At 50.2% G+C, this 16,886-nt stretch carries 16 protein-coding genes and 2 rRNA genes; 2 read left to right on the top strand and 16 right to left on the bottom strand.

Going from position 1 to position 16,886, the window contains the following annotated elements; translation table 11 throughout:
• Positions 1 to 32: 32 nt before the first annotated feature.
• The 5 genes from A1sIIA65_RS03235 to A1sIIA65_RS03215 form a co-directional block, all read right to left on the bottom strand.
• A complete protein-coding gene (locus tag A1sIIA65_RS03235; protein WP_095676149.1) occupies positions 33 to 1,085 on the bottom strand; it encodes a prephenate dehydrogenase in 1,053 nt (350 codons plus the stop codon).
• Positions 1,086 to 1,094: 9 nt separating this feature from the next.
• Positions 1,095 to 1,457 carry a chorismate mutase gene (gene aroH, locus A1sIIA65_RS03230; RefSeq protein WP_095676148.1) on the bottom strand — a complete coding sequence of 121 codons (363 nt, stop codon included), beginning with the start codon at positions 1,455 to 1,457 and terminating at the stop codon, positions 1,095 to 1,097.
• A gap of 265 nt (positions 1,458 to 1,722) precedes the next feature.
• Entirely contained in the window at positions 1,723 to 2,442 is a 720-nt protein-coding gene (locus A1sIIA65_RS03225) for a pseudouridine synthase (RefSeq protein WP_095676147.1), read from the bottom strand.
• Positions 2,443 to 2,515: 73 nt separating this feature from the next.
• Positions 2,516 to 3,133 (bottom strand): SMC-Scp complex subunit ScpB, encoded by a 618-nt coding sequence (scpB, locus tag A1sIIA65_RS03220; RefSeq protein ID WP_095676146.1) that lies wholly within the window; start codon positions 3,131 to 3,133, stop codon positions 2,516 to 2,518.
• Positions 3,126 to 4,043: a segregation and condensation protein A gene (locus A1sIIA65_RS03215; protein ID WP_223298561.1), complete on the bottom strand. Its 918-nt coding sequence runs from the start codon at positions 4,041 to 4,043 to the stop codon at positions 3,126 to 3,128. Before A1sIIA65_RS03215 ends, scpB begins: the two co-directional genes overlap by 8 nt.
• 79 nt (positions 4,044 to 4,122) lie before the next feature.
• Here A1sIIA65_RS03215 and A1sIIA65_RS03210 point away from each other — a divergent pair, with 79 nt between their 5' ends.
• Positions 4,123 to 5,007 carry a ParA family protein gene (locus A1sIIA65_RS03210; protein ID WP_095676145.1) on the top strand — a complete coding sequence of 295 codons (885 nt, stop codon included), beginning with the start codon at positions 4,123 to 4,125 and terminating at the stop codon, positions 5,005 to 5,007.
• The gene (locus A1sIIA65_RS03205) at positions 5,004 to 5,417 is read left to right on the top strand and encodes a hypothetical protein (RefSeq protein ID WP_095676144.1); all 414 of its coding nucleotides are present in this window, start codon (positions 5,004 to 5,006) and stop codon (positions 5,415 to 5,417) included. Before A1sIIA65_RS03210 ends, A1sIIA65_RS03205 begins: the two co-directional genes overlap by 4 nt.
• A gap of 2 nt (positions 5,418 to 5,419) precedes the next feature.
• Here the strand turns inward: A1sIIA65_RS03205 and A1sIIA65_RS03200 are convergent, their stop codons facing one another.
• From A1sIIA65_RS03200 to A1sIIA65_RS03155, 11 genes are all read right to left on the bottom strand, one after another.
• The gene (locus A1sIIA65_RS03200; RefSeq protein WP_095676143.1) at positions 5,420 to 6,337 is read right to left on the bottom strand and encodes a site-specific tyrosine recombinase; all 918 of its coding nucleotides are present in this window, start codon (positions 6,335 to 6,337) and stop codon (positions 5,420 to 5,422) included.
• 14 nt (positions 6,338 to 6,351) lie between these two features.
• Positions 6,352 to 7,992 carry a CTP synthase gene (locus tag A1sIIA65_RS03195; protein ID WP_095676142.1) on the bottom strand — a complete coding sequence of 547 codons (1,641 nt, stop codon included), beginning with the start codon at positions 7,990 to 7,992 and terminating at the stop codon, positions 6,352 to 6,354.
• A 28-nt stretch (positions 7,993 to 8,020) separates the two neighbouring features.
• Positions 8,021 to 9,742, bottom strand: a complete 1,722-nt coding sequence (recN, locus tag A1sIIA65_RS03190; RefSeq protein WP_095676141.1) for a DNA repair protein RecN — start codon at positions 9,740 to 9,742, stop codon at positions 8,021 to 8,023.
• The gene (locus tag A1sIIA65_RS03185; RefSeq protein WP_095676140.1) at positions 9,735 to 10,592 is read right to left on the bottom strand and encodes an NAD kinase; all 858 of its coding nucleotides are present in this window, start codon (positions 10,590 to 10,592) and stop codon (positions 9,735 to 9,737) included. Before A1sIIA65_RS03185 ends, recN begins: the two co-directional genes overlap by 8 nt.
• Positions 10,592 to 11,380 (bottom strand): TlyA family RNA methyltransferase, encoded by a 789-nt coding sequence (locus A1sIIA65_RS03180; protein WP_095676139.1) that lies wholly within the window; start codon positions 11,378 to 11,380, stop codon positions 10,592 to 10,594. Before A1sIIA65_RS03180 ends, A1sIIA65_RS03185 begins: the two co-directional genes overlap by 1 nt.
• 9 nt (positions 11,381 to 11,389) lie before the next feature.
• Positions 11,390 to 11,539: a hypothetical protein gene (locus A1sIIA65_RS07005; RefSeq protein ID WP_190277143.1), complete on the bottom strand. Its 150-nt coding sequence runs from the start codon at positions 11,537 to 11,539 to the stop codon at positions 11,390 to 11,392.
• Complete coding sequence (locus tag A1sIIA65_RS03175; protein WP_095676138.1) at positions 11,539 to 11,859, bottom strand: hypothetical protein; 321 nt, start codon at positions 11,857 to 11,859, stop codon at positions 11,539 to 11,541. Before A1sIIA65_RS03175 ends, A1sIIA65_RS07005 begins: the two co-directional genes overlap by 1 nt.
• Before the next feature lie 26 nt (positions 11,860 to 11,885).
• A complete protein-coding gene (locus tag A1sIIA65_RS03170; RefSeq protein WP_095676137.1) occupies positions 11,886 to 12,239 on the bottom strand; it encodes a single-stranded DNA-binding protein in 354 nt (117 codons plus the stop codon).
• 87 nt (positions 12,240 to 12,326) lie between these two features.
• Positions 12,327 to 13,289, bottom strand: a complete 963-nt coding sequence (locus A1sIIA65_RS03165) for a hypothetical protein (protein WP_223298560.1) — start codon at positions 13,287 to 13,289, stop codon at positions 12,327 to 12,329.
• Between the two features lie 107 nt (positions 13,290 to 13,396).
• Positions 13,397 to 13,513: ribosomal RNA gene (rrf, locus tag A1sIIA65_RS03160) — 5S ribosomal RNA — on the bottom strand.
• A gap of 122 nt (positions 13,514 to 13,635) precedes the next feature.
• Positions 13,636 to 16,727, bottom strand: a 23S ribosomal RNA gene (locus A1sIIA65_RS03155).
• Positions 16,728 to 16,886: the final 159 nt, after the last annotated feature.

Below are 16,886 nucleotides of genomic sequence, written 5' to 3'. Positions count from 1 at the left end.
TAATTCTATTGCGTAATCACTGCTGTGATTACCTACGAGCGTGGTGAATGAACGCTCCAACCATTGCTCCTTAGGTGTTCTGCAAGCGTCACAGCATCTGCCTTTGATAACGCCAAGGTGATTAGTCCAGTGAATTGTCCAGGGCTATGTTCAATCGTGAGATCTTCAACGTTGACAGATGCATCAGCACACTCATCAAAGAGAGCTGCTAATTGACCTGGCTTATCTTCAATAACGATAGGAAGGTAGGTGTATTCACGTGCTTTGCCACCGTGCTTACCGGGAATACGTGCGCGCCCCTTTTGCCCAGCTTCAATAAAATCGCTCACCACTTCTTCATCTTCTAGAGAAGCAATGAGTGCAGTGAGATCCCCCTGAAGAGATTTCAATAGTGGGCTCAAAGCCTTGCTATTAGCGGTGATGATTTCTCTCCAAAGCTTGGAGTCAGATCCTGCAATACGGGTCGTATCTCGAAGACCGGCTCCCGCTAAATCCAGCCATCCCTCCTCTGCCCCACCGAGTTGCTTGGCTAGAAGAGATGCCACCAGCTGCGGCAGATGTGAAACCAGAGCGACCGCCTTGTCGTGAGAGGCTGAATCGAGATCTATCTGATGGGCTCCTAAGAGCTCAATGAGTTCAACCCCAGCTGCTACCACATCTGCGTCAACGCCTTGGGCATCGATAATCCATGGACGGCCCTGGAATAGGTCGGCTCGAGCGGACTCAGCTCCCCCGACTTCACGTCCTGCCATTGGATGGGTTGGTAGGAAACGCTTCGAATCAAGCTTCGATGTTGATACCTCAACCTTAACTTTAGACTTAACAGAACCAATATCTATAAATCCAGCCTTTGGATTGGCTAGGAATTCTGAATCAAGGACAGAGTTGAGGGCTCCTATCGGGGTTGCAAAGATAACCAGGTCGATGGGGGCAGAAGTTGGGCTCTTAATCAGATCTTGAGCCAGCCCTGCAGCGCGAGAATCTGAATCACTCATGGTGACGCCTACGCCTTTGAGGGCTAAACCGAGTCCGATCGAGGTGCCGATTAAGCCTGATCCAACAATTTTTACGTGGGAAAGTGTCATGAGATGGGCCTACTGAGCGATATCTCGACGAAGGGCCTTAGCTCCATGAAGATAGATATGGGCTATCTCGCTCTTGGAGAGATCTGTTTCAACGTGAGCCATCACGCGCACTGTGCGAGGCAACGCTCCTGGAACATCAATTTCAACCGAGCAGATAAGTGGGGTATTTTCAAAGCCTAAGGAGCGAGCTGCCCCTGCCGGGAAGGTCGCATTCAAATCTGGGCTAGAGGTGAAAAGGACTGAGATGACATCATCTGGGGTCAGGGAGTTCACGCTCAAGATCTCAAGGATGAGCTCCTGGGTGGCAGCAGTAATCGCCTCGGCTGTATTGGCCTCAACCTGGGTAGCCCCGCGTATGGCTCGTACTGACATTGTGTAATCGTACCCTTCTGCTTCAAATCTCGGTTCTATATATTTAGCGTTTTGACGACATATCTCTAAGACTGCTTCTTGCTTCTGCCCTACCTCCAATATGAATCAGTTCTTCAACCGATGATCTAGTCGTTCCATAGATTATCGATAAAGCGGTAATTTCTGACCAAATTCATGCTCAATAATGTCGATAAACCTCTAATTACCAATCTCATATTGAATGTATAGATTTATAGATAAAACTACATATCTATTCAATAGCGATTTATACTTTTATATCTAAAGCCTTTTGCAGGCTTATCAATTCAGAGCTATTGAGATCGCGCCATCTTCCCTCGGGTGTCTCCCCCAAAGAGATAGGCCCAAAGTTGGTTCGGATCAGGCGAAGAACATCGACCCCCACGGCCTCCATGAGTCGGCGGATGATGTGATATCTGCCTTCATGGATGGTGACCTCAATCCACTGCGGTGAGAGGTGTTTGAAGTTCAAAACTCGTCCCATTCCATCCTCAAGTTCGATCCCCTTCAAAAGGACCTTATCTACCCCGGTGGGCAGCTTTCCGTCGAATTCGATGATGTAGGTCTTCTCTAGACCAAAGGAAGGGTGGGTAGCTCTAAAGGTGAGATCGCCATCATTGGTGAGCAGAATGAGTCCTTCAGAATCCTTATCAAGGCGCCCCACATGGAAGAGTCGCTCAGTTCGCAGGTCAATAAAGTCAGCCAGTGAAGGGCGACCTTCTGGGTCGAACATCGTTGACAAAACACCTTTTGGCTTATGAAGTACTAAATAAGTCTTAGACAAAGAACGCACAATTGTCTCGCCATCTACCGCGACTTTAACCTTTTCAGGGTCATATTTGGCTCCGAGCTCGCGAACCTGATGTCCATCAATGGTGACGCGACCATCCATGATGAGCTCATCCGCCCCTCGGCGTGAGGTGATTCCAGCGTCGGCGATGATTTTATTAAGGCGCATTTCGGCCATGTGGCTATCCATTCTCGACAGTCAACTCCCCCAACTAGTGCGGAGGGCTTAGGCGAGAAGTGTAGGGCGTTACTTAGTCAGTAAGCGAATCGAGGATCTCATCCAGGCCATCGATATCTGGAAGATGTGGAGCAAGAGGTGGAAGGTCGGTCAGGGAGTTCAAGCCAAGGCGCTCCAGGAAGTAGCTGGTGGTCTTATAGAGGATCGCACCGGTCTCATTCTCAACGCCATACTCCTCAACGAGGCCTCGGGTAATCAAGGTCTTCATGACAGCTTCAACATTGACCCCACGAATAGCTGAGACTCGAGCACGAGATACGGGCTGGCGATAGGCGATAACTGCCAAGGTCTCAAGGGCTGCCTGAGTCAGGCGATTCTGCTGACCATCAAGGACAAACTTCTCAACCACTGCGCTGCAATCTGGGTGGCTATAAAAGCGCCATCCTCCATTGATCGCCTTCAGGCTAAATCCACGGTCTTCATAGCTAGGAACGAGCGCCTCAAGGGCATCGACAACCTGATCGACCGTTACCTGCAGGACTGAAGCTAGCGTGAGCTCGGTGACCGGCTCATCGACAACCATGAGAATTGCTTCAATGGAGCGAGCAAGAGTTGCTGGGTCAAATACATGGGATAGCTGGCTATCTTCAACAACCTCTAGGGCTGGAGTCTCGACCTCTGGATTAGACATTTTCTTCCTCTTCTGTCTCATTTTCGGCAGCAATGGCAGCTACTGGCTCTTCATCTTCTAGGACAGGCGGGATATCAAACTCATCGGTTGCTGAAATCTCCCCCTCATCCGAGCCCACCCAGCTGATTTGGAGCTCGCCCAGGGCCATGACTTGCTCAAATCGCAAGGCGCCTTGGCGATAGAGATCCAGGAGAGCCAGGAATCGCGCCACAACAACCAGAGTTGAATCTGCCCCCTGAATCAGGTTACGGAAAGACAGGGTGCGACCCTTACGAAGGGCCTCAACGACCAGCTTGGACTCCTCAGCCACGCTCACAAGGGCGCTATGCAGGTGCTCGAGGGCAACCAAAGGCAGTGCTTTAGGCGTGAGAACGCGCTCTGCGATAGCGGCAAAGCGCGCAGGACCAACGCCAATTAAGACTTCAGGCAAAAGTGCGGCAAGAGCTGGATCCAGGGCAACCACGCGTGCAAAGGACTTATCGGCAAGGGCAATCGAATCCTGGAATGAGGCTGCGATCTCCTTAAAGGCTCGATACTGGAGCAGTCGGGCAAAGAGGATATCCCTGGCTTCAAGCAGAGCGAGATCCTCTTCATCCTCGATCTCTCCACTGGGTAGCAGACGGGCGGCTTTGAGGTCGAGCAAGGTAGCTGCGATAACGAGGAACTCTGTTGCTTGATCTAGGCGCCAACCTTCACCGCTTGCCTCAAGGGCGCGGATAAAGGAGATGAACTCATCGGTGACCATACTGAGTGAGACCTCAGTGATATCCATTTTATGCCGTGAGATGAGCTGTAAGAGCAGGTCAAAGGGGCCATCAAAGTTATCAAGGTGGACGCTAAAGGCGCTCTCAGGAGCGATTGACTCTGCTTGCTCGGAGGTAATTTCCTCAGGCGCGACGACACTTTCCACGAGCGAACCTTACTTGTCTTACTTGCAGTTCGTCGCGCTTTACGCGTAGAGTCGCGACAACTGAAAAGAGGTTTCTCGCTTGAACGCTAAATCGACATTTGACGATGATGTGGCAACTACCGCCAACCTCCTTGGTAAGACTCCCAAGAATTTTCCCATCCCAGCTCCTATTACAGAGCATGGCGATGCAAAAGTCATCTCTATCTTCAACCAAAAGGGTGGAGTAGGTAAGACCACTTCGACTATTAATTTAGGTGCTGCGCTCGCAGAACTTGGACGTCGCGTTCTACTCGTTGACTTCGATCCGCAAGGTGGCCTATCTCTTGGCCTTGGTGTGAATGCACACGCACTCCCCCTTGAGAACACCGTCTACTACGCACTCATGACACCTACTGCAAATATTGATGAGATAGTTTTGAAATCATCCGTTGCAAATCTTGATTTCCTTCCCGCTAACCGCGACCTTGGAACTGCTGAGACGACTCTTGGCTCTGAAATTGGTGGGCAGCAATACCTCAAGCGTGCGCTCGTTCGCCTGCGCTCTGAATACGATGTGATCTTGATTGATTGCCAGCCAACTATGGGTCAATTGACTATCAACGCACTGGTTGCATCCGATGAAGTAATCGTTCCGTTGCAATGTGAGTACTTCGCTCTCCACGGCTTTATCGAGCTAAAAGGCAATATCGATAAGGTGCGAAGCTTCCTCAATCCAGAACTTAAATTGGTTGGCATTCTTGCCACCATGTATGAGCGCAAGACACTTCATAATCGTGAAGTGCTGACTGCGATCTTGGAGAAGTATCCTGAGGATGTCTTTGAAACCATCATTGCAAAAACAATCCGTTTTGCTGAAACAACTGTTGCAGGAGAACCAATTACAGCTTATGCATCTTCATCTGGAGGTGCACAGTCCTACCGTCGCCTAGCACGCGAACTAATTGCCCGAGGAGGCGCACGATGACACGTAGAGCTAGCCTGCCAGGAGCGGATGAACTCTTCCGCGCTAACACACCAGCCCTCAGCGCTGTTCGCCAGGTGGCAGAACCAATTCAAACTTCAGCACCAGTCTCTGCTGTAACACAGAGTGCAACACCAAAGACAAAGAAGGGTGTTCGCACCATCTCTCGTCGCCGAGTAACTGCGGCTGAGAAATCTCCTTCAGGTCGCGAACTTCATGAAGAAAAAATCACTGTCTACTTATCTTCGGATGAACTCTTTGATCTCGATCAAGCGCGTTTGATGCTTCGTGGAGATTTAGGACTTGCTGTCGATCGCGGTCGCATCGTGCGCGAATCTATCGCTGTGATTATTGCTGACCTTGAAGCAAAGGGTGATCAAAGCATCCTTGCTCGTCGTCTTCGCGGTATCTAAAACTACTTCGCACGTGGGTGCGCGGTGCTATAGCTCTCGCGCACCTTATCGATGGTAATCAGAGTATAAATCTGCGTTGTTGTCACTGAAGAGTGGCCCAATAACTCCTGCACAACGCGTATATCTGCTCCCCCATCAAGAAGGTGAGTGGCATAGGAGTGCCTAAATACGTGAGGTGAAACTCTGCCCTCTAGTCCTGTGGCAACCGCTGCATCGAGAACAATCTGCCAAGCGCTCTGCCTGGAGAGTCGCTTGCCTCGAGAGTTCAAAAAGAGCGCACCTTCTGACTTCGAATTCTTGGAAGCAAGTGCGGGACGAGTACGCGTGAAGTAATCCTCTAGGGCAGAAACAGCAAATTTACCCAGTGGAACGAGCCTCTCCTTCGATCCCTTGCCTCGAAGCTTTAACACAGTGACATCACCATCTGGAGTTTTTGATATCGAAATATCACTGGCGTTCACACCAACAATCTCACTCACTCGAGCACCGGATGAGTAAAGAAGTTCCAGAATGGCAAAATCGCGCAGCGAGATCGGATCTCCCTCTCGTTTTGCAGATTCAATCAATCTCGTTACCTCATCAACTGATAACGCCTTAGGAAGTTTGCGAGCAATCTTTGCGCTGACGATCTCAAGCGTTGGATTTACTACATCGAATTCAAGGCTTGCATACTTATAGAAACCTTTGACCGCCGACAGGGTTCTATTGCTACTGGAAAGTGCCAAGCCACGCGATTTCAGCGAGACTTCAAAGTCGGTGAGATCTTGAGGAATGAGCTTTGCGAAGTCCTTGCGAGTATTACCTAGAAACTCTTCAAACTTACCGAGGTCTCTCGCATAGGCAGATATGGAGTTACTAGAAAGGCCGCGTTCAATCCGCAATTGATCAAGGTATGAACTACGCGCCGCCTCGAACTTCATTGCACAACTGTAATTTAGTGTGCACCCTTGCGCGCAAGAGCTGCCGTAATAAGTCCCACAAAGAGTGGATGTGGACGCGTTGGGCGAGAACGAAGCTCAGGGTGAGCTTGTGTTCCCACATAATATGGATGAACTTCGCGAGGAAGTTCGACAAATTCAACGAGATCGCGATCTTTGAACATTCCAGAAAAGACAAGGCCAGCTGCAGCTATCTGTTCACGGTATTGATTATTGACTTCATAGCGATGGCGGTGACGTTCTGATATTTCATTGGCTCCATAAACACCAGCAACAATCGAACCTGGAGTCAGTGTTGCCCTATAAAGACCAAGGCGCATCGATCCACCCATATCGCCCCCGCCTGCAACAATCTCTTTCTGATCATCCATCGTTGCGATCACATGTGTTCCACTGTCAGGAAGGAATTCAGCAGAGTTCGCATCCTTGATACCTGCAAGATTACGCGCTGCTTCAATGACCATGCACTGCAACCCTAAACAAAGACCCAATGTTGGAATCTTGTTCTCGCGAGCAAATTTCAACGCTCCGAGCTTTCCTTCAATGCCGCGAATACCAAAACCGCCGGGAACGCAGATCGCATCGATACCCCCTAAAGCTTTCTTGGCACCTTCTGGTGTATCGCACTCATCACTCGGAACCCACACAATCTGAACCTTTGCTTCATTGGCAAAACCACCAGCGCGCAACGCTTCACAAACTGAGAGATATGCATCTGGAAGATCAATGTATTTACCAACGAGTGCGATCTTCACATGATGCTTAGGTGAATGCACCTTCTTAAGCAGGTCATCCCACTCGCCCCACTGCACTTCATGGCCACCCAATGAAAGGCGACGGACGATGTAGGAATCAAGTCCTTCAGTGAAAAGTACTTTGGGGATGTCATAGATGGATGGAGCATCAACTGCTGCAACGACTGCATCAACGTCAACGTCACACATCAAAGAAACCTTCTTCTTGATTCCTTCAGGAATCGGGCGATCGCAGCGAAGAACAACAGCATCTGGTGCAATACCAATACTGCGAAGGGCTGCAATGGAGTGCTGTGTGGGCTTTGTCTTGAGCTCCCCCGATGGACCGATATAAGGAACCAAAGAAATGTGAAGGTAGAAGACATTATCGCGACCTACCTCTTGGCGAAGTTGGCGAGCTGCTTCAAGGAAAGGTTGGGATTCAATATCTCCGACTGTTCCACCGATTTCAGTGATGACAACATCCACATCTGCTGAATCATTGGCAAGCATGCGCTCTTTAATCTCATTAGTGATGTGAGGAATGACCTGAACAGTCTCACCTAAGTACTCACCGCGACGCTCACGTGCAATAACACGTGAATAGACCTGACCTGTGGTGACGTTGGCAGATCCTGAAAGATTGCGATCGAGGAAGCGTTCGTAGTGACCAATATCGAGATCAGTCTCAGCGCCATCATCGGTAACAAACACTTCACCATGCTGGAATGGATTCATGGTGCCGGGATCTACATTGAGATAGGGATCAAGCTTTTGCATCGTGACGCGGATACCGCGTGCCACAAGGAGGCGACCTAAGGATGATGCTGTGAGGCCTTTTCCAAGACTTGAGGCGACTCCGCCAGTTACAAAAATATGTTTGGTCACATGCGCTTGGCTCATGGAAGACCATCCTATCGCTTCTTAGGCCTTAGCCTCGCATCGCTAGAAGCTCGGCCGCGTGTTCTCGCGCACTCGATGACTCCTCAAGCCCTGCAAGCATGCGAGCAATCTCTTCCACGCGCTCAGATTGTCCAAGTTTGGCAACTCCCGACTGCACAACCGAACCATCACTGCTCTTCTTCACAACAAAATGCGTATCCGCCCACGCAGCAACTTGAGGCAGGTGGGTCACGACAATGACCTGTGCGTTTTGTGCCAGAGCATGCAGACGCTTGCCCACTTCAATAGCAGCCTTGCCGCCCACACCAGCATCGACTTCATCAAAGATATATGTTCCAACAGGATGTGATTTTGCGATCACTACTTCAAGGCCCAACATGATGCGCGACATCTCGCCACCGCTTGCACCCTTACCAAGTCCAATCTTTGGTCCATCCATCTGCCCTTGAATCTGCATCGCTATCTCATCACAACCTAGCTGGGTGAAGTCACTCTCTTTAAGCGCAGATGCGTAATCTGGCGAAGTTACTTCAACGAAGAACTTCGTGTGTGGCATAGCAAGTGCTTGAATCTCTGTAGTCACAGATGTGGAAAGTGATGTAGCAGCACTGAAACGCGCAGCGCTCAAACTCTGCGCCGCACCAAGCAATAACATCTTCACCTGAGCTAGTTCTTTTTCAAGCTCTGCAATACGTTCATCGCCACCTCTAAGATCGGCGATTGATTCTTTTCCACTCTTAGCTTTTGCGGCAAGTGATACCAATTCATCATCGGCAGAGCCAGCACCACCCCATCGCTTAATGAAGAGAACAAGTTCAGCCTTGCGACTTTGCAGATGATCGAGCTTTTCAGGATCTGCCTCTAACCCTGTTGCATAGGATGCTAAATCAGAGGATGCATCATCGAGAATAAAGAGAGATTCGGCCACACGCTCTGCAATCTCCTCAAGGCGTGAATCCTTACCCTTTGCAGCATCTAAGAAGCGACGGGCCGAGTGAAGAAGTGTGAGCGCACCTGATTCCTCCGAATCAAGTGCACCGAGTGCTCCACTGGATGCAATACGAAGATCTTCAACGCTGGAAAGTCGCTTTATGTCATCTTCAACGGTCGATGCCTCATTGCGAACAGCCTTGAGCTTTGCCCAAGCTGCGAGAAACTCTTCCAACTCTGCAATCTCGCCATCTCGCTTATTGGCAGATGCCTTCATCGCTTTGATGCGATCTTTGAGTTCTAAGTATTGACCATAGATATCTTGATATGACTTCAATGTTGTTGAAATGGAGGAACCACCAAAGCGATCGAGCAATTCTCGCTGGCGAGCAGGTTTCACAATTTGTGAGTTCGCAGACTGACCATGAATTTCAATCAGCGGTTCTGTGACATCAGCGAGTGTTCCAGCAGGAACTGTGACTCCCCCGCATGATGCTTTGCTCTTTCCATCGCTATTGACTGTGCGAGTGACGATGAGCGATGAACCATCAACTTCTGCACCGATCTCATCCAATTGTTCTTTGGAATCAGAAGTCACTGAAAATTGTGCAGTTGCAACAAGACGTTCAGAGCCATGTCTAACAAGTGAACTATCGCTCTTGCCACCAAGGACAAGGCTTAATGCTGTAAGAATCATCGTCTTTCCAGCACCGGTTTCACCGGTCAAGACATTAAGGCCACGGCCCAACTCAAGCTCTGATTGCTCAATGATTCCGAGATTTCGTATGGAGATCTCTTCTAGATAAGAACGTTCACTCACCGCGCCAACCTTCAACGGGAAGTTTGAACTTTGCTACCAATCTATCTGTGAAGAGAGTCTTTGAGACATGCGAGAGTTTGATTGTCTGATCATCGCGAGTGATAAATACACGATCACCTGCATGCAGTGGAATCTTTCGCAGAGCATCAGCTGATAAGAGAGCATCCGATGATTCAATCGTGACAACGATTTCGGATTTAGGAGAGACCACCATAGGACGGGAAAAGAGTGCATGGGCTGAGATGGGAAGGAGAACGAGAGCATCTACTTCAGGCCAAAGAACTGGGCCTCCTGCGCTGAATGCATAGGCGGTAGAACCTGTGGGAGTTGAACAGATAAGGCCGTCACAGCCCCAGTGAGAGAGTGGTCTGTTATCAATTTCAACGAAGAGCTCAACCATCGTTGTGCCATCGCGTTCAACGGTGACTTCATTGAGCGCCCAACCAGTACCAATCTCTTCTCCTGCGCGCTCAACTGCAAAGCGCAGAATCATGCGATCTTCCGAGACGTAACTCTTTGCAATGATGCTCTCAGCAATGGCCGCAATAGTTGGGCGATTGACCTCTGCCATAAATCCCACATGGCCCATATTGATTCCAAGAAGTGGGACATTGCGCTTTAACGTAATCTCAGCAGCTCGCAAGATCGTGCCATCGCCACCTAGAACAACTGCGATTTCAATGTCCGGTAAATCAGCTGGCGCAACCTTCTTGATGCCTTCGATCGAAACATCTGAGATTGTGTAGAGGGAGAAACCTGCTGAGTAGAGAAGTGGTGCAAGCTCTTTTGCAGCCGCAATCGCTTCTGCTCGTGATGGACTGATAACAAGTGCTGCGCTACGAATAGTCATTATGCAGGTCCCATCGCAATCGCAGTATCGAGTTCACTTTCATTAATAGCAGGTGCTCCACGTCGAAGCCATAAGAAGTATTCAACATTTCCTGCAGGCCCCGGTAGTGGGCTTGCAGCAATACCCATCGTGCCAAGACCCACGTCATAAGCTGACTCTGCAACATCGAGAACTGCTGCGCGACGAAGTGCTGGATCGCGAACAACTCCCCCAGCGCCTAACTTCTCACGTCCCACTTCAAATTGCGGTTTGACCATCAAGACAAAATCAGCATCGGGCTTTGAGACCGCAGCAAGTGCTGGAAGAACAAGTGAGAGTGAGATAAATGAGAGATCTGCAACGACAAGATCGATATCTTCACCCACTTGTTCACCTGTCAGGTGGCGAATATTGGTGCGATCGAGAATCTTCACGCGGGGATCTTGCCGAAGCTCCCAAGCCAATTGGCCATAACCCACATCGACTGCAACAACCAGTGATGCACCGCGGCGCAATAAAACATCGGTAAATCCTCCAGTAGATGCACCTGCATCAAGACATGTCTTTGCCTCTACTGCAACGCCTACGAAGGCATCGAGGGCTCCCGCTAACTTATGTCCTCCTCGAGAGACGAAGTCATCGCGATCTCCTTGAATGGTGATCGACGTTTCTGCATCAACCTGCGTCGCTGGCTTTGTTGCAGGGATTCCACTGACAAGAACAGAACGAGACTCAATCAGATCTGCTGCATGCTCACGCGAACGCGCGAGTTCACGGCGTACGAGTTCAGCATCCAGACGTGTCTTCATAGCTATCTTCTAGAGATTATCGATTGACTTGAGTGATTCTTGTAGCTTCTCATGGAGCGCTTCAAAGCGTGCTGAGTGCTCGGAGAGATCACTTGCATCAATCTCCTCCAACTCATTGCGAACTTCTTGGACAAGGTCTACTTCTTGCTCTTCACTCATCACTTGCCTGCCTTCTTTGTCGGTGCTTTCTTAGCAATCTTCTTTGTCGGTGCTTTCTTAGCCGATTTCTTCGCCGGATTCTTCTTCAGCGCTGCAACTTGCTTTGCAAGGGCGTCAAACTCTTCGCGCTTTACAAATCCCATCTTCAGAACAGCTGCTTCAACTTCTTCGTGAATCTTTGCTCGCACCGAGTCCGCGCTCTCATGTGCCCAATCATTGAGCGCTGATGCAATCTCGGCTGGAGTGCGCTCACCGTCTGAGAGTTTCTGCGCATAGGTCTTCAAAGTGGAGAAGATCTCGGTGACGGGTGACTTTGCCATGAGGCTAGAGTATCGACTCCGTGTGACTAGAGGCGGAGAATCTCAGCAGCCTCAATCTGCCACCTGCTTGCAACTCCCCCAGGGCTCTGCCAGAAACGTCGATGAATTGAGCCTGAAATCTCCACCCATTCATCGCCTTCAAGACTCAAGGCAATCTTTCTCATCTTCGCGCTCCAGGCAGCGATATCGAGAGTGTCCACTCCTTCTCGCTCAGTTCGTGTGACGATCAAACGAAATTCAACAACTTTATCTCCGCTGGGTAACTCCTTCGTTGTTGCCGGGGCTGAAACTCTGCCCCTAAGCAATAAATCATTGAGTGAGTAATCAATCTCTTCCTCTAACTCAAGCTTGCCCTTTGCAACTTTCTTTGTAACAGCCATGCATCAACCCCTCTATTTAGGAAGGGACGATCATGATGTAGAAAAGCTGGACAGTGATACTAAAACGAGAAGTGTGTGGATATCTCTTTAGCTCTGTGAGCGCTCAAGAGCATCAGTGAGTTCATCGGGATCAAGGTCTGCGCACTTACCAAACCACTCGCGCGCCTCATCCTTGCGCCCTGCAGCATCGAGGGCATCTGCATAGGCATAGCGAAGACGAAGAGCCCACTCTTCATTCTCATTCTTGAGTTCTCTGCATTGCAACGTCACAACTGCTGCATCGAATTCACCGAGGTCGCGACGAGCACCCGATGCAACGATGCGCATCTCAATCTCTTCAGGCTTTGCAAGTCGCTTGACCTCATCAGAACCAGCCAAATTCAGGGCTTTTAGGGGGTTACCGAGACCGCGTTCGCAATCTGCCATCACCGGCCACATCGACACATCACCCGAAATTCGATTTGATGCGCGCAGTTCTTTCAGTGCGATTTCATAATGGCCTGCGCGATAAGCGGCATAGCCTGCTGTTTCTCGTACTACTGCAAGACGACCTGCATGGTGAGCTGCTGCAACTGCATGCTTATGAGAGAGCTCAGGATCAACATCCATATAGAGATTGACGCAGACCATATGGCGCGCAACTACCTTTGCATTTTCAGCAGACAAACTTAATAGCTCTGCGCGAACACTCTTTTCCAGCTCTTCACCTGTGACATCTTCAGGAATATCTGGCTCAAAGATACGTGGACGTATACGTGATTGATCGCGCTCTTGTGGGGCGGGGCGAAACCCGCGTGGATCACTGACTTCACGACCTTGGGAGACTTGACGGGTTGCACCGGCACGGTCTGAGCGACCTCCGCGAGCAGGACGTTCTTCACGAGATTGTGGACGAGCAGATGATGGACGCTCAGAGCTTGGACGTGATGAGGGCCTGCCCGATGACGGACGCCCTGATGAAGATGAAGACGGACGCGATGAAGGACGGCCGCTCGATGGGCGCGCTGGTCGATCACTATTACGTGGACGCTCTTCCATTGCTATCTCCAATATTTACTTGTTAAGTTTAACTTCTATTTTTCTCAAAGAACCGAAAAGAATTGGTTGAGAAATAAAAAAGGGGCGCCTATAAATAAGCGCCCCTTTTTATAAAAGAAGTCCGGCGACGTTCTACTCTCCCACAAGGTCACCCGTGCAGTACCATCGACGCTGAGAGGCTTAACTTCCGGGTTCGGAATGGGACCGGGTGTTTCCCTCTCGCTATGGTCGCCGAAACGCTATTGAGTTTTTGGCATGAACCTACGAAAAGTAAGTCTGATCAAAAATTAATTTGATCTACTTATTCGTGGTTCTCGACCGTATCTCGAGAACCACACAGTGGACGCGTAGCAACTTTGTAGTTAAATCCTCGGCCTATTAGTAGTGGTCAGCTCCAAGCCTTACGGCTCTTCCACTTCCACCCTATCAACCCAGTAGTCTCCTGGGGGCCTTACTTGGTAAACCAATGAGAAACCTAATCTTGAAGCGAGCTTCCCGCTTAGATGCTTTCAGCGGTTATCCCTTCCGAACGTAGCTAATCGGCGGTGCTCCTGGCGGAACAACCGACACACCAGAGGTTCGTCCGACCCGGTCCTCTCGTACTAGGGTCAGCCCTTCTCAAGTTTCTTACGCGCACAGAAGATAGGGACCGAACTGTCTCACGACGTTCTGAACCCAGCTCGCGTGCCTCTTTAATGGGCGAACAGCCCAACCCTTGGGACCTACTCCAGCCCCAGGATGAGACGAGCCGACATCGAGGTGCCAAACCTTGCCGTCGATATGGACTCTTGGGCAAGATCAGCCTGTTATCCCCGGGGTACCTTTTATCCGTTGAGCGACGGCGCTTCCACAAGCCACCGCCGGATCACTAGTTCCTGCTTTCGCACCTGCTCGACATGTCTGTCTCACAGTTAAGCTCCCTTGTGCACTTACACTCGACACCTGATTACCAACCAGGTTGAGGGAACCTTTGAGCGCCTCCGTTACTTTTTAGGAGGCGACCGCCCCAGTCAAACTACCCACCAGACACTGTCCCTGATCCGGATTACGGACCGAGGTTAGAAGTTCAAAACGATCAGAGTGGTATTTCAACGATGACTCCACAAACACTGGCGTGCCCGCTTCAAAGTCTCCCACCTATGCTACACAAACCGTTCCGAACACCAATATCAAGATATAGTAAAGGTCCCGGGGTCTTTCCGTCTTTCTGCGCGTAACGAGCATCTTTACTCGTAATGCAATTTCGCCGAGTTTACGGATGAGACAGCGCTCAAGTCGTTACGCCATTCGTGCAGGTCGGAACTTACCCGACAAGGAATTTCGCTACCTTAGGATGGTTATAGTTACCACCGCCGTTTACTGGGGCTTAAGTTCTCAGCTTCGCCTTGCGGCTAACCAGTCCCCTTAACCTTCCAGCACCGGGCAGGCGTCAGTCCGTATACATCGTATTGCTACTTCGCACGGACCTGTGTTTTTGGTAAACAGTCGCTTGAGCCTGGTCTCTGCGGCCTTCCAACGCTTCGGAGGAAAACTCCTACACGTCAAAGGGCCCCCCTTCTCCCGAAGTTACGGGGGCATTTTGCCGAGTTCCTTATCCATAATTATCTCGATCGCCTTGGTATTCTCTACCTGACCACCTGTGTCGGTTTCGGGTACGGGTCACTTATCTTCTCGCTAGATGCTTTTCTTGACAGCATAGGATCATCCACTTCGCCTTACGGCTCGGCATCAGCTCTCAGGCATGTGTTACGCGGATTTGCCTACGTAACGCCCTACGACCTTACCCCGGGACAACCATCGCCCGGGCTGGACTGCCTTCCTGTGTCACACCATTGCTGAACTACTACAACACCGGGTCAGCGGTTCCATCAATCTGACAAAAGCCAGATCAACTTCACGGCCTTAGCATTAGTTGATTCGTCCTGGGCGAAAATAAGCGAGTACTGGAATATCAACCAGTTGTCCATCGACTACGCCTGACGGCCTCGCCTTAGGTCCCGACTTACCCTGGGCGGATTAGCCTGGCCCAGGAACCCTTGGTCTTTCGGCGGAGGGGTTTCTCACCCCTCTCTCGCTACTCATGTCTACATTCTCACTTGTGTGGCTTCCACGGCTAGATTCCTCTGCCGCTTCACCAGCCACACAACGCTCTCCTACCCATCCAAGCCCCTGGATCTTGCGATCGGGGTAGTGCTTGAATGATAGAACTTCGGTGCTGTGCTTGAGCCCCGTTACATTGTCGGCGCGAAATCACTTGACCAGTGAGCTATTACGCACTCTTTTAAGGGTGGCTGCTTCTAAGCCAACCTCCTGGTTGTCTATGCGACTTCACATCCTTTTCCACTTAGCACAGGCTTTGGGACCTTAGTTGCTATTCTGGGTTGTTTCCCTCTCGACCATGAAGCTTATCCCCCACAGTCTCACTGCTGCGCTCTCACTTACCGGCATTCGGAGTTTGGCTGATGTTGGTAATCTTGTAGGACCCCTCGACCATCCAGTAGCTCTACCTCCGGTAAGAAACACGCAACGCTGCACCTAAATGCATTTCGGAGAGAACCAGCTATCACGAAGTTTGATTGGCCTTTCACCCCTACACACAGCTCATCCCCTAATTTTTCAACATTAGTGGGTTCGGTCCTCCACGCGGTCTTACCCGCGCTTCAACCTGGCCATGCGTAGATCACCTCGCTTCGGGTCTAGATCGTGCTACTGAAACGCCCTATTCAGACTCGCTTTCGCTACGGCTTCCCCTCGACGGGTTAACCTTGCAACACGACACTAACTCGTAGACTCATTCTTCAAAAGGCACGCTGTCACAACTTTCGTCGCTCCAACGGCTTGTACGCACACGGTTTCAGATTCTATTTCACTCCCCTTACGGGGTTCTTTTCACCTTTCCCTCACGGTACTAGTCCGCTATCGGTCATCAGAGAGTATTTAGGCTTAGCGGGTGGTCCCGCCAGATTCATACCGAATTCCTCGAGTTCGGTATTACTTGGGATACCAATAAAGAGTTAATTAGGTTTCGACTACGGGGTTCTCACCCTCTATGACTGGCTTTCCCACGCCATTCATCTACCTAACTAGTTTCTGACTCTTTGATCAAACGGCAGTCTGATCTAACTGGTCCCACAACACCGATACTGCAACGCCTGCCGGCTTGGCACAGTATCGGTTTGGCCTCTTCCGTTTTCGCTCGCCACTACTAACGGAATCACGGTTGTTTTCTCTTCCTGTGGGTACTGAGATGTTTCACTTCCCCACGTTCCCTTTATCCACCCTATATATTCAGATGGAAATAACTGGACATTACTCCAGCTGGGTTTCCCCATTCGGAAATCCTCGGATCAAAGTTCGTTTGACAACTCCCCGAGGCTTATCGCAGCCTACTACGTCCTTCATCGGCTTCTGATGCCAAGGCATCCGCCATGTGCGCTTAATAATTTTTCCACAAAGATGCTCGCGTCCACTGTGTAGTTCTCAAAATACGGGCGGTACTCAATAAGAGTTGAGACTTACGAATAAATTCGCAGTATCTCTTCTTATTAAGTCCAGAGGTTTGGCGCTAGCCGTCCCCTCAGGACCCAACAACGTGCCTAGTTGAAATTC

Source organism: Candidatus Planktophila dulcis (genome assembly GCF_002288225.1).
Taxonomy (GTDB): domain Bacteria; phylum Actinomycetota; class Actinomycetes; order Nanopelagicales; family Nanopelagicaceae; genus Planktophila; species Planktophila dulcis.
This window is presented reverse-complemented; position numbering and strand designations above follow the sequence as displayed.